The organism is Acinetobacter sp. YH16042, assembly GCF_013417245.1.
In the GTDB taxonomy this organism is placed as follows: domain Bacteria; phylum Pseudomonadota; class Gammaproteobacteria; order Pseudomonadales; family Moraxellaceae; genus Acinetobacter; species Acinetobacter amyesii.
Window position 1 is genome coordinate 22,332 of the sequence record NZ_VPEJ01000001.1, and the last position, 12,558, is coordinate 34,889.

Genomic DNA, 12,558 nt, shown 5'->3' on the forward strand with positions numbered 1-12,558 from the left:
CTTTTAATTTAGATCATTAAAGCTTGCCTTTATTCATCGACCAGCGATCAAAGTAGCGACGTCCTACACCAAAAACACCTAAGAAGATAAACATCGCGCCGAACTGACGACTAAAGCCAGATTGGTTATAGCTGCCATAAGTTAAAATATTGTCGACTAAACAATACAGTGCAATGACAATGACCCAATGCCAAAGGGGAAGTTGCTTGATGGAAACTGCATAGAATGCAATCCACATGATGACAAAGCTGAAAACAGTCGACCATACATTTAAGTTGGCACAGATCACAGCAAGTAAAAATGCAGTCACAGGAATGACGATTTTTAAGACACGATCGACGCGAAGCTGATGGCGTTTTTGCTCTTCAAGAACTTCAAATAATTGATCTTGATCAGAAGTGCTCATAGAGGATCCTTTCATCTGCCGATTATAAAAACACTATATTTAACAAAAATTATTCACGAAATGCCATGGTATTATAGCAGCCATAAAATCTTCCTGAGAAAAAACACATGCACAGCATCAGTGGGATCATCTATCTCATTTTGGCCGCTTGTTTACTGCCATATGTATTTACATTTATTGCGAAGCGAGCTGCAGGTTTTAAGTCGAGTGATAATCAAAATCCACGTGAAGTTTTAGCGCGCTCTACAGGGTTGGCGAGCCGCGCACATGCAGTGCAGCAAAATAGTTTTGAAAGTTTACCTTTATTTATTGCGGCTATTCTAATGGCCGAATACATGGTGATTCATCAACAATACATCATGACCTTTGGGATAGCCTATCTCGTTTTACGCGTTATTTATGGGCTATGTTATTTAGCCAATTGGGCAACTTTACGTTCGATCATTTGGACCTTGTCGATGTTATGCCCGATTTGCCTGATGTTATTGGTCATTAAATTAAGCTAAATGTTCTGCTTGATGATTAAATTATCAGCATGATCGCTAAAATCACAAAAAAAGCGATAAAACCGTTATAATTGTGCCGGATTAAAAGATTTAACTTTGTTTAAAGAGTGATGCTATGAGCTACAGCAATATCCCAGCGGGTAAAGATGCACCAAACGACATCTATGTCATTATTGAAATTCCTGCAAATGCAGCACCAATCAAATACGAAATCGATAAAGATTCTGATGCGTTATTTGTAGACCGTTTCATGGGTACTGCAATGTTCTACCCAGCGAACTATGGTTATGTTCCAAATACATTATCTTTGGATGGTGACCCATTAGACGTACTTGTGGTAACTCCACATCCAGTAGAGCCAGGTTCTGTAATTCGTTGCCGTCCTGTTGGTAAATTGAACATGGAAGATGACGGTGGTGTTGACGCAAAACTTGTTGCTGTTCCACACGACAAATTGACTCCGCTTTATAAAGATGTTCAAGAATATACCGATCTTCCTGCATTGTTGATCAATCAAATTGAGCATTTCTTCCAACACTACAAAGACTTAGAGCCTGGTAAATGGGTTAAGTTAAGTGGTTGGGAAGGTGCTGATGTTGCGAAACAAGAAGTACTGAGCTCAATTGAAGCTTACCAAGCTGCGAACAAATAATATTGTTTTAAGTTGAGCATCGTTTTTATATGAAAACGATGCTCATAAAAAAAACCTGCACAGTGTGCAGGTTTTTTTTCGCTATCTTAGACTAGCTGCGAAATTAAAATAATTTCACAGGGATGTCTAACCAAATACGCCATTCATTGGTATCACCAATATAGTTGTTTTGGTAGTTATTACTAGCGCGGTAGTAAGAATGACGAAGGCGTAAGCTTGCATCTTTGGCAAAACCAGATTGAACGGTATATTTCACTTGGTTAAAGAATTCGCGTTCTTCTTCATTGTCGCTAATCATTGTGCCAGCATTATTAGTGGCTTTAATATCCCAACCGTAAACAAATGCTGAAGTCCAAGATAGGCCTGGAACATTTAATGCGCCAAAGTCATAGGTATATTGAAGTTGTACAGACTTTTCATCATTACCAATAAAGTCAGATAGATACGAGTTTGGCATGTAAATAGATTGTTTACCATCACCAACGTTTGTACCTAAGCCATAGTCGTAACCGGTATTACCAAAGTTTTGTTGGTAAGCAACCATGACATTGTGTGGACCACGATTATATGTTGTAGAAAGGGCAGCGATTGAGTTATCGAATGAGTCGTTGCTTTCACCAATTTGAGAATATAAGTATTGATTAGCATCTTTATCCCATTTTGTGTGATAAGCGCTTAAATCATAAGTCAATGAGCTTTTATCAGCTAAACCTTGAGTAAAATTGGCATTGATATAATGACGATCTAAACGATCTTTAATATCTGTACCATAGTAAGCAAGATTTAATTGATCATTTGCTTTATATTTTGCACCCCAAACAATTGCGCGGTCTAACTTAGCACCATCAGAATTAATTTGATTTGATAATTGATTTTCAGTGAATTTACCAGCGATCAGGTTAAGATTATTAATCTCATTACTTTCAACCAAAACACCTGTGTAGTATTCAGGTACTAGTCGTGCAGTATTACTTGCTAAAACAGGGATGTCGAGAAGTTGTGTACCGTAAGTTGCAGTCGTATTTGAAATACGTGCTTTTACATATGCACCGCCACGCGCCCAGTGATCATAAGCATCAACTTTACCATTCGCATCTTTGCTACCATGCGTTGGAATCATATCGTTACCGGTATGAGCATTTTCACCAAGTTTGATTGATGCATCGCCTATGATACCCGCTGCAAAACCAACAGTGCCTTTGGTAAAACCTGAATCAAGATTTACGATAGCAGTTTGCGCAAAAGAGCTAGTATCATCTACGCCATTTTTTTTATCACGATGTAAATAACCTGTACGGAACAATACAGAGCCTTCGGCATCTTCCACAAAGCCTTTAGATTCGCTTTGTTCGCTAGCAAAAGCAGTAGAAATAAGAGCAGCGTTTACTAATACTGCAAGTGTTAGTTGTTGAGCTTTAAGCATTGGGAGAGAGCCTCATGCAAATTTGGTTAATATGTAGTGCGATTGTATATTTTTTCTTAAAAAAATCACTATTTTTAATGCGCTTATTACACTAAAGTTAGAAAACATTCAGATCATTGGTCAATCTGTAATAAGCAAATATTTCGTATGTTATTGTTGTTTAACAAATAGTTTATTTAAATTGAATATATATCAATCTAAAGAGAAGTTTATTCATTACTTATCATAAAAAAATATAAAAAATGGTAAAAACTTTCATTTAACTTGCTGATTTATCATTACTCTTTGCGACAAATTGTGCCGAATCTAAATTCGTATTTTGATCAAAAAGTATATCAATGGTTGAGGTGCATGGCATCACTGTTCAGGCACAGTAAGCACCGTTGGCGTGTTTTTTGTAAATAGAGAATGACTTTTAGCGAAGTCGTCAGAAATGTTTTCCTTAAAATCTAGCTCAATAAAAGATGATAATAATCGTGATAAATACATATAAATGAAAACATTAAATCATTGTTAAAGACTGGAACACGATAAAAGACATTTTATGAATCAAAAGCTTAGTTTTTACTGTTTTATATAATCTTACCTTTGTTTTTAAATGATTTAATTTATCAAAATAAGAAAAAAGGGGCTATACAGTGCGGTAAAATCGATTAAAATCGGCGCTAAATTTTACTCAACCCAATCCACGATCGATCCGATGTGGGGACTAAACATGATTCAATTTTATAAAAAAGCAATTTTAAGTATTTTAGTGACCCTAGGTACAGTCCCTGCATTTGCAGAACAAACTGAACAAGCCACAACTGCACAAGGGAATTGGTCTGGAAGTTTGGGCGTGGTAAACAAATATGTGTACCGTGCGAGTGAAGAAAATGATCAAGCGGCATTACAAGCCGGACTTGAATATGCACACAACAGTGGGCTGTTCGCGGGTTATTGGGGTTCTACACTCAACTATGACCCTACGGACGATAGTCAGTCACATGGTTTTGAACATGATTTCTATGTCGGATATGGACGTGAAGTGAATGAAGATTGGAGCTATAAGTCACAAGTGATGGCCTATGCCTATCAAGGTGGCGGTTCAGTTTATAACGATGACCGATCTGAAAAGCGTCGCACGACAGGCGTCGAATTTATTCAGGACATTAGTTATAAAGATTTAACTGCAAGCATGGCTGTATTGTTGTCTGATGTTAATTATGGCAACGCAGGTGATGTATATCTGAATGCTACTTATAGCTATGCATTACCTTATGATGTTTCATTAAATTCATCGCTTGGTGTTTCTGTTTTTAATGACAGTCGTGATGACAGCCTATTAACAACTACAGAAGATGTGGTGTTCACTGAAGCACGTTTAGGCTTGAGTAAACCGATTGTAGATACTGGGTTTGAAATTGCTGCTGATTATGTATGGGGCGGTAAAGATCGTGAAGGCGAGGAATTAGACGATAACGTTGTGGTTGGATTGACCTATTCTTTCTAACATTAACGAGTTGATCGTATTCGGTCATATTTTTGAAAGTGCACAATGGTGATTGTGCACTTTTTTTATGCATTTTTGAGATCGGTGTTAAAAAAATATACTCAAAAAAGCGCATTTTTAAAATCCTGTTACAACTATCAACCTAAGGATTTAAATAATCTGAATAGTTGACAATCTGCATTCTAAAAAAAAATTTAGAGAAAAATAGTTAAATAGAGTAATTAAAAAATAACAAATAAAAACAGTATCTTATATGTTTTATGAAAGCCAAAATCGTGACCTTTATAAAAAAAATATGTGTATATTTTTAAACATGGCACAGCGCTTGCTAATACCTCATTGAGTTCAACGAAATAACCAAAAAATACGTCGTCGCACGATGTGGGGGAACAAACCATGAAATTTGCACTTAAAGCTTTATCAATCGCTGTACTTGGAGCAGCATCGACGTTTACATTTGCTGAAGCACCTGCTTCAGAGCATTCTGTATCTGGAAATATCGGCGTACTGTCTAGCTATAATTTACGTGGTATTACCAATGTGCCTGAAAATAAAGATGCGACAATCCAAGGTGGTTTGGATTATAGCCATGCATCAGGCTTCTATGCAGGTTGGTGGGGTTCAACATTAAACTATGGTGATGACCTACCGAATGGTTTTGAAAATGATTTTTATGCGGGCTATAACGGTTCAATTAATGATGATCTTGGTTACACAGCAGGCCTAACTTACTACTATTACTATGATATTGATACAAGTGATGCAAACGGTTTAGAAACAATGCTTGGGCTAAGCTATAAAGATTTTGGCTTAACAGCGCAAACTTTGCTTGAAGATGTTTCATGGGGTAATGCAGGTGATACTTATATCAAAGCATCATATAGCTATGCACTTCCTAAAGACTTCAGTCTAGATACCGCGCTTGGTTTATATGCATATCAAGATTCAGGTGATTTTGAAGATAATTTAGGAACAACAGAAAGCTTTGGTTTCCGTCACTTTGATATTGGTCTAAGCAAGCCTTTAGCAGATACAGGTGTTACCGCAAGCATGAATTACACAGTTGGTGGTTATGACCGTGCGGATGAAAAACAAAAGAATAAAGTCGTATTTGGTTTGAAATACGAATTCTAATGTTAAAAAGCATTAAAAATGGCGACCTAAGGTCGCCATTTTTTTAAGTATTGAGCTGGCTTCGATAGGACAGTGCTTCAGAAACGTGCTGAGCTTGAATGTGTTCACTTTGAGCCAAGTCGGCAATGGTTCTGGCAACACGTAACACCCGATGATAGGCACGCGCAGATAAATTCATTCTCTGCTGGGCTAACTGTAAAATATTCTGTGCAGTAGCATCCAAAACTGCTTGTTGCTCCAATTGCGTCGGCGTCAGTGCCATATTGGATTTTTGCTGGCGATCTATTTGTAACTCATAGGCACGAATGACACGATGCCTAACCGTACTTGAGCTTTCAACCTCTTGCGAACTTTGTAATTCATGCGCTGCCAGTGGCGGGACATCTATATGTAAATCAATACGATCTAATAATGGACCTGAAATACGGTTTTGATAGCGTTTAATACTTTCAGCACTACATTGACAGCGGCTGTCTTGGTTAAAGGCATAGCCACAAGGGCAAGGATTCATTGCTGCGATCAATTGAAAATTTGCAGGGAAAGTGATTTGACGAGAAGCCCGTGAAATCACAATTTCTTTGGATTCGAGTGGTTGCCGTAATACCTCCAACACCTTTCGATCAAATTCAGGCAGCTCATCTAAAAATAAAACCCCTAAATGTGCCAAGGTGATTTCACCCGGTTTAGGATTTGATCCTCCACCGACGAGGGCGATTGCAGACGCAGTATGGTGCGGCGCACGAAATGGACGCTGCCCAAAATGATGATTTGCACCTACAATGGAATAAATACTGGCGACTTGCAAATTTTCTTGCATATCTAAGGGCGGAAGAATGCTGGCTAAACGCGAGGCGAGTAGAGTTTTACCTGTGCCTGGAGGGCCACGAAATAGCAGGGAATGACCGCCAGCCGCCGCAATTTCTAAAGCACGACGTGGTCTCAGTTGACCTTTCACATCAGATAAATCAAAAGGGTAACTGTGTTGATTGGCTGACGATGTCGAGGGGTGGCTGCTGATTAAGGCTGAACGACTCAAATGTTCACATACATCCTTAAGATGCTGAGCAGGAAAGACTTGGAACTCCGGCAGTTGCGCCGCTTCATCGGCATTGAGTGCCGGTAGAATCAGATGATGCCCGATATGCTGACAGGCAATGGCTATACTTAAGATGCCACTGACAGGTCGTAAATAACCATCAAGTGCCAATTCTCCAATAAATTCAAAACCATCTGCTGCATTTTCAGGAAGTTGTCCCGACGCGATCAGAATCCCTAAAGCAATGGCGAGATCTAAACGTGAACCATCTTTGGGTAAATCTGCGGGTGCTAGATTAATGGTCAGACGTTTGGTCGGAAACTGAAAGCCGCTATTAATAATCGCAGAGCGGACACGGTCTTTACTTTCACGGACGGCGGCCTCAGGTAGGCCAACAATGGTCAATGAAGGCAGACCTTGGCTGACATGGACTTCAACTTCAATTTGGGGTGCATTTAAGCCGAGCAAACCCCGAGTATAGATTTTGGCAAAAGACATATTATTGTTCCGTTATGGTGCATTATTTTTAATCGTTATGCGTCTTTTGTTGCACTAAAAAGGTGCTTATTTTTTGTTCTGAATTTTTTGTTCGAGTTCTTCGACGTGTTTCAACAATTCATTTAAACGTAAATTGGCATTATTCAGTGCAGTACGTTGGCGTTCGATTTCTTCTTTCGACACGAGATCCATTTTGCTCACAGCTTCATTGAGTAAGCTGCGAAGATTATGTTCGACGTCTTTTTTCGGCTGATCGATTTGTTCTAATATCGCTTGTAATAAGGTTTCAATCATTGTTTTGACCATCCTCAGTGAATTGGTGGCAGCAGTTTAACATCGCCACATTCATGACCATAGTGCTTTTATTTAAATATGCGTTTAATCGATCAGTAAAATCGTAATTCTTCTAGTAAAAACGTCTATTTTTATAAGCATACGCAAGATTATCCGTATAAAATAGGTTATAAAGAAATCTCATGCTGGGCTGACTATTTTCCCCCGACTGTAGTCATATTGGCATGAAAATTGAACATAAAACCTTACAGGTGAAATAAGCCGAAGGAAAACAAAACATGAAGCTCGTAACTGCAATTGTAAAACCTTTTAAATTAGATGACGTGCGTGAAGCACTCTCTGAAAATGGTGTTCAAGGGATCACTGTCACTGAAGTTAAAGGCTTCGGTCGCCAGAAAGGTCACACTGAACTTTATCGTGGTGCTGAATATGTGGTTGATTTCTTACCAAAAGTAAAAATCGAAATCGCAATCAGTGATGAAATGGTCGATACCGTAATTGAATCAATTACTCGTGTTGCAAGCACAGGAAAAATTGGCGACGGTAAAATTTTTGTAAGCAATCTGGAACAAGTCATCCGTATCCGTACTGGTGAAACAGGTGCAGATGCCGTTTAAAAAATTGGCATGAAGTTTGCTGAGTAGCTAATAACTCAGAAAATCAGGTCGGGGGATACGAATGAAAAAAATGCTAATTGCACTCGGCTTGTCCAGTGCACTTTTAGGTGGTTCTGTTGCGTGGGCTGAAGAAAGCGCAACAGCACCTACAGAAGAAGTCACAGTAGTTGATACTGCAAATACAACAACGCTAAATACAACAGAAGCTGCAGTTCCAGTTGAAGCAGCGCCAGCACCTGCAGAACCAGCACCTACAGAAGAAGAACCTAAGCTCGATACAGGTGATACAGCATGGATTTTAGTATCCACTGCACTTGTTCTACTTATGACAATTCCCGGTTTAGCATTGTTTTACGGCGGTATGGTCCGTAAGAAAAATGTACTCAGCACCATGGCACACAGTTTCGTTGCGGCAGGTGTCGTGAGCTTAACGTGGGTGATTGTGGGTTATACCTTAGCATTTGGTGAAGGTAATGCCTTTATTGGTAGCTTAGACAAATTTATGTTGTCGGGTATCACCACAGAAGCCTTGTCCGGTACGATTCCAGAGATTCTTTTTGTTATTTTCCAAATGACATTTGCCATCATTACCGTTGCCATTATTAGCGGTTCGATTGCAGAACGTATGAAATTCGGTGCTTTCGTTGCGTTCATCGCAATTTGGAGTATCGTGGTTTATGCACCAATTACCCACTGGGTATGGGGCGGTGGTTGGTTAGGTAACGACGGTGCGCTTGATTTTGCGGGTGGTACGGTTGTTCACATCAACTCAGGTGTTGCGGGTCTCGTTGCAGCGTACATGCTTGGTAAACGTATGGGGCTTGGCCGTGAATCTATGGCACCACATAATCTAACGCTAACTGTCATCGGTGCAAGCCTTGTATGGGTAGGTTGGTTCGGTTTCAACGGTGGTTCTGCACTAGGTGCAAATGGTTCCGCTGGTTATGCATTGGTGGTAACACAAGTTGCAGCAGCAGCAGCAGCAGTGGCATGGTTAATTACTGAAAAAGTGGTTCGTGGTAAAGCGTCTGTCTTGGGCGGTGCTTCTGGTGCAGTAGCAGGTCTTGTGGTGATTACACCTGCGGCAGGTTTCGTAACAGTTGGTGGTGCTTTAGCGATGGGTCTGATCGGTGGTGTGGTTTGCTTCTGGGGGATTACTGCGCTGAAACGTGCGTTGAAAGCGGATGACTCTTTGGATGCGTTTGGTCTACATGGTGTCGGTGGTATCGTGGGTGCGATCCTTACAGCATTCTTTGCCAGCGAATTCATCATGGGTGATAAAGCACCGAGCGACTTAATGCATCAATTATGGGTTCAAGTCGAAGGCGTACTAGCGACTATTGCTTACTCAGCAGTGATGACATTCATTATCTTGAAAGTGATTGATCTAGTGATTGGCATCCGTGTTGAAGCTGATGACGAACGTATGGGTCTAGACTTAAGTCAACATGGTGAACGTGTAGAATAATAAGATCACAGTAAATCAATATATTGTGTAAAACAGCCCGAAAGGGCTGTTTTTTTTCCATATCTAGCGTAAAGCTCTACAAATTTCAAAATTTTTGCTACACTCTAAATCCATTCGGATTTGTTCAATTTAACCGCTATGCATTGTCCATTTTGCAACGCTGAAGACAGTAAAGTGATTGACTCACGTCTTGCTGCTGAAGGCTGTCAGATACGCCGCCGCCGTGAATGTATTAGTTGCGGTGAACGTTTTACAACTTTTGAAAGCTATGAAGTGGTGATGCCGCGTGTCATCAAGTCTGATTCAAAGAGTGAACCTTTTGATGAAGCCAAGCTCCGCCGCTCGCTCATGCATGCCTTGCAAAAGCGTCCAGTAACGCAAGAGCAAATTGAAACGGTACTCAGTGATATTCAATTGCAAATTCGCCGTTTGGGTGAACGTGACGTGAAATCACGCACCATTGGTGAAATTGTCATGCAGTCATTGTTCGCTTTAGATCATGTGGCTTATGTACGTTTTGCTTCTGTGTATCAAGACTTCCAAGATGTAGAAGCTTTTCGTCGTCAAATTGAACAAATGCAGCAGCGTGAGCACTAATGCACATCTGCTTCCATTTTTATCATGAGTGATTACATGTCTGAGTTAGATCAAGTGACTTTGCAGCAGCATCAACAGTGGATGCGGCGTGCAATTGCATTGGCACAGCAGGGGCAATACAGCACTCGTCCCAATCCCAATGTGGGCTGTGTGATTGTCAAAGATGGTCAATTGGTTGGTGAAGGCTTTCATCCCAAAGCGGGTCAGCCGCATGCAGAAGTCTTTGCAATGCGTGATGCAGGTGAGGCCGCTCGTGGCGCAACTGCTTATGTGACTTTGGAGCCTTGCGCACACTATGGACGTACGCCACCTTGTGCCAAAGGCTTGGTAGAAGCAGGCGTTGCTCAAGTCGTTGTGGCATGTCCCGATCCGAATCCATTGGTTGCGGGTAAAGGTGTACAAATCCTACGTGATGCTGGCATTGAAGTCATTACGGGTATTTGTGAAGCAGAAGCGCATCAATTGAACTCGGGCTTTTTAAAAGCCATGGCGACAGGCATGCCTTATGTCCGCCTCAAAGTTGCATCGAGCCTAGATGGGCGTACTGCCATGGCCTCGGGTGAGTCTAAATGGATTACCGGTGCAATGGCGCGACAAGATGTACAGCATTGGCGTGCGATATCAGGTGCTGTGATTACTGGGATTGAAACTGTATTAGCTGATGATTGCTTACTCAACGTACGTCAGCTCGATGACGATGTTGACATGCGTAACGTGGTTCAGCCGAAACGTATCGTGCTAGATCGTCAAGGCCGCTTGCCATTAACCGCAAAAATATTGCAGCAACCTGAAACCGTGATGGTCATGGGGCCATATCGTCAGGAACTTGCTGACTTGGGCGTGGTACAATTTGAAATTCAGCCCTTGGCCGATCTGTTAGCAGTTTGTGTTCAACAGTTCCAAATTTATGATGTCCTTGTGGAAGCTGGTGCGACACTTTCGACCGCTTTCTTACAAGAACATTTGATCGATGAAATGATCAGTTATGTTGCACCGACCTTGTTGGGTCAGTCAGCACGTGCGATGTTTAATGCGGAATTTGACCGCATGGCAGAGCAGCTTCGATTTAAGCTGAAAGATGTCACTCAATTGGGTGATGACATTTGCTTAAGGTTAATCCCTTCTCAAGAGACGCTATGAATTCAGAGTCTACGGTTTATCACAAACGTCGTCATGCGGCTCGTACCACAGACGAATATCTTTTCCATCAGTTGGTTCCTTATTTGGGAAACAAACGCCGTCTATTACATCTGATTTTAGAAGCACTTGAGCAAACGGGAACCTTAAAACGCGAAGATGGTCGTGCGCCGATATTTGCTGACTTTTTTGCAGGTTCGGGTGTGGTGTCACGGTTGGCACGTCAAAACGGCTATCGTGTTATTGCCAATGACTGGGAACCTTACAGTCATGCCTTGAACAGCGCGATTCTCTCTTGCGTTGAAGCACCTGCTTTTAAAGAGTTGGGTGGCTATCAGAAAGCGATTGATTATCTGAACCGTTTGCCAGAAGTTAAAGGTTGGGTGACCCATAACTTGTGTCCACGTAATGATGAAATCTACGATCCGGCACGTGACCGTTTATTCTTTAAACGTCGTAATGGTATGCGTATCGATGCGATTCGTCAGCAAATTGCAACTTGGCAGGCTCAAGGCGCGATTGATGATGTGGAAATGAGTGCTTTGTTGGCACCGTTATTGTATTCAGCAAGTTTTGTCAGCAATACCAGCGGTGTATTTAAAAGCTTTCATCATGGTTGGGGTGGTAAAACCCAAGCAGCCTTAGATCGTATCGGTTCATTGTTATGGCTGACCCCAAGTCGTTTTTGTGAAATTGGTGATCCGAAAAAACCCGCCGCGGAAATGTGGTGTGTCGACGCACAGCATTTGGCTAATCAAATGAGTGGCTTTGAAGTAGATGTGGCTTATCTCGATCCACCATATAACCAGCACGCTTACAGCAGTAACTACCATGTGTTGAATGCCTTAACGTTATGGGATCAGGTGGATTTACCAACACCAGACACCAAAGGCTTTAAGAGCGGAATCGATCGTGCATGGCGTAAAGAACGTCCAAGTCCATATAATTCTTCGAAGCATGCGAAAGAAGCTTATGAAAAATTATTAGAAACCATCAATGCACGTTACATCCTGACGAGCTATTCAACCGATGGTAATATCAGCGCCACAGATTTGTTACAAGCCAATTTAAAACGTGGTCGAGTAAGCTTATTGACGCAAGATGTGCCACGTTACCGTGTGAGCAAGCAGCGTCAGTCTGAACGTGCGCGCGTACTAGAGTTTATTGTCATCACGGATACGCATGCCAAATCAGGTCCACCGATCCGTCAGTTGTTGAGTCAATTGCACCATTTTGCAGAATTGGGTGGTGTCGATACCTCTGGTGTGAGTACGCAACTTGATTTGTGGTAAAAATCA

Annotated in this window: 13 protein-coding genes; 9 read left to right on the forward strand and 4 right to left on the reverse strand. The window is 41.3% G+C overall.

Going from position 1 to position 12,558, the window contains the following annotated elements:
* Positions 1-16: 16 nt before the first annotated feature.
* Positions 17-406, reverse strand: a complete 390-nt coding sequence (locus FTV37_RS00100) for a hypothetical protein (RefSeq protein WP_078189471.1) — start codon at positions 404-406, stop codon at positions 17-19.
* Between the two features lie 107 nt (positions 407-513).
* On the opposite strand from FTV37_RS00100, the gene FTV37_RS00105 reads away from it, so the two are divergent.
* Both FTV37_RS00105 and ppa read left to right on the forward strand, forming a co-directional pair.
* Positions 514-912: an MAPEG family protein gene (locus FTV37_RS00105; RefSeq protein WP_078189470.1), complete on the forward strand. Its 399-nt coding sequence runs from the start codon at positions 514-516 to the stop codon at positions 910-912.
* 115 nt (positions 913-1,027) lie between these two features.
* Entirely contained in the window at positions 1,028-1,564 is a 537-nt protein-coding gene (ppa, locus tag FTV37_RS00110; protein WP_168378239.1) for an inorganic diphosphatase, read from the forward strand.
* Between the two features lie 103 nt (positions 1,565-1,667).
* Here ppa and FTV37_RS00115 read toward each other — a convergent pair whose 3' ends face one another.
* Positions 1,668-2,987 (reverse strand): OprD family outer membrane porin, encoded by a 1,320-nt coding sequence (locus FTV37_RS00115; RefSeq protein WP_180026517.1) that lies wholly within the window; start codon positions 2,985-2,987, stop codon positions 1,668-1,670.
* A gap of 715 nt (positions 2,988-3,702) precedes the next feature.
* Between FTV37_RS00115 and FTV37_RS00120 the strand changes: the two genes are divergently transcribed.
* Both FTV37_RS00120 and FTV37_RS00125 read left to right on the forward strand, forming a co-directional pair.
* Entirely contained in the window at positions 3,703-4,479 is a 777-nt protein-coding gene (locus tag FTV37_RS00120) for a TorF family putative porin (protein ID WP_180062766.1), read from the forward strand.
* Between the two features lie 396 nt (positions 4,480-4,875).
* Positions 4,876-5,613, forward strand: coding sequence for a TorF family putative porin (locus FTV37_RS00125; protein ID WP_180008086.1), 738 nt, complete (start codon positions 4,876-4,878; stop codon positions 5,611-5,613).
* Between the two features lie 43 nt (positions 5,614-5,656).
* On the opposite strand, the gene FTV37_RS00130 is transcribed toward FTV37_RS00125, so the two are convergent.
* Both FTV37_RS00130 and FTV37_RS00135 read right to left on the reverse strand, forming a co-directional pair.
* The gene (locus FTV37_RS00130) at positions 5,657-7,147 is read right to left on the reverse strand and encodes a YifB family Mg chelatase-like AAA ATPase (RefSeq protein ID WP_180062767.1); all 1,491 of its coding nucleotides are present in this window, start codon (positions 7,145-7,147) and stop codon (positions 5,657-5,659) included.
* A 66-nt stretch (positions 7,148-7,213) separates the two neighbouring features.
* Positions 7,214-7,441, reverse strand: coding sequence for an accessory factor UbiK family protein (locus FTV37_RS00135; RefSeq protein ID WP_078189551.1), 228 nt, complete (start codon positions 7,439-7,441; stop codon positions 7,214-7,216).
* 278 nt (positions 7,442-7,719) lie between these two features.
* Here FTV37_RS00135 and glnK point away from each other — a divergent pair, with 278 nt between their 5' ends.
* The 5 genes from glnK to FTV37_RS00160 all read left to right on the forward strand — a co-directional run bounded on the left by glnK (position 7,720) and on the right by FTV37_RS00160 (position 12,552).
* Positions 7,720-8,058: a P-II family nitrogen regulator gene (gene glnK / locus FTV37_RS00140; protein ID WP_067763174.1), complete on the forward strand. Its 339-nt coding sequence runs from the start codon at positions 7,720-7,722 to the stop codon at positions 8,056-8,058.
* A 61-nt stretch (positions 8,059-8,119) separates the two neighbouring features.
* On the forward strand, positions 8,120-9,526 hold the full coding sequence (locus tag FTV37_RS00145) for an ammonium transporter (protein ID WP_180062768.1): 1,407 nt from the start codon (positions 8,120-8,122) through the stop codon (positions 9,524-9,526).
* 138 nt (positions 9,527-9,664) lie between these two features.
* Positions 9,665-10,123: a transcriptional regulator NrdR gene (gene nrdR / locus FTV37_RS00150; RefSeq protein WP_067763170.1), complete on the forward strand. Its 459-nt coding sequence runs from the start codon at positions 9,665-9,667 to the stop codon at positions 10,121-10,123.
* 36 nt (positions 10,124-10,159) lie between these two features.
* The gene (gene ribD / locus FTV37_RS00155) at positions 10,160-11,263 is read left to right on the forward strand and encodes a bifunctional diaminohydroxyphosphoribosylaminopyrimidine deaminase/5-amino-6-(5-phosphoribosylamino)uracil reductase RibD (protein WP_180010696.1); all 1,104 of its coding nucleotides are present in this window, start codon (positions 10,160-10,162) and stop codon (positions 11,261-11,263) included.
* The gene (locus FTV37_RS00160; RefSeq protein WP_078189462.1) at positions 11,260-12,552 is read left to right on the forward strand and encodes a DNA adenine methylase; all 1,293 of its coding nucleotides are present in this window, start codon (positions 11,260-11,262) and stop codon (positions 12,550-12,552) included. Before ribD ends, FTV37_RS00160 begins: the two co-directional genes overlap by 4 nt.
* Positions 12,553-12,558 lie beyond the last annotated feature (6 nt).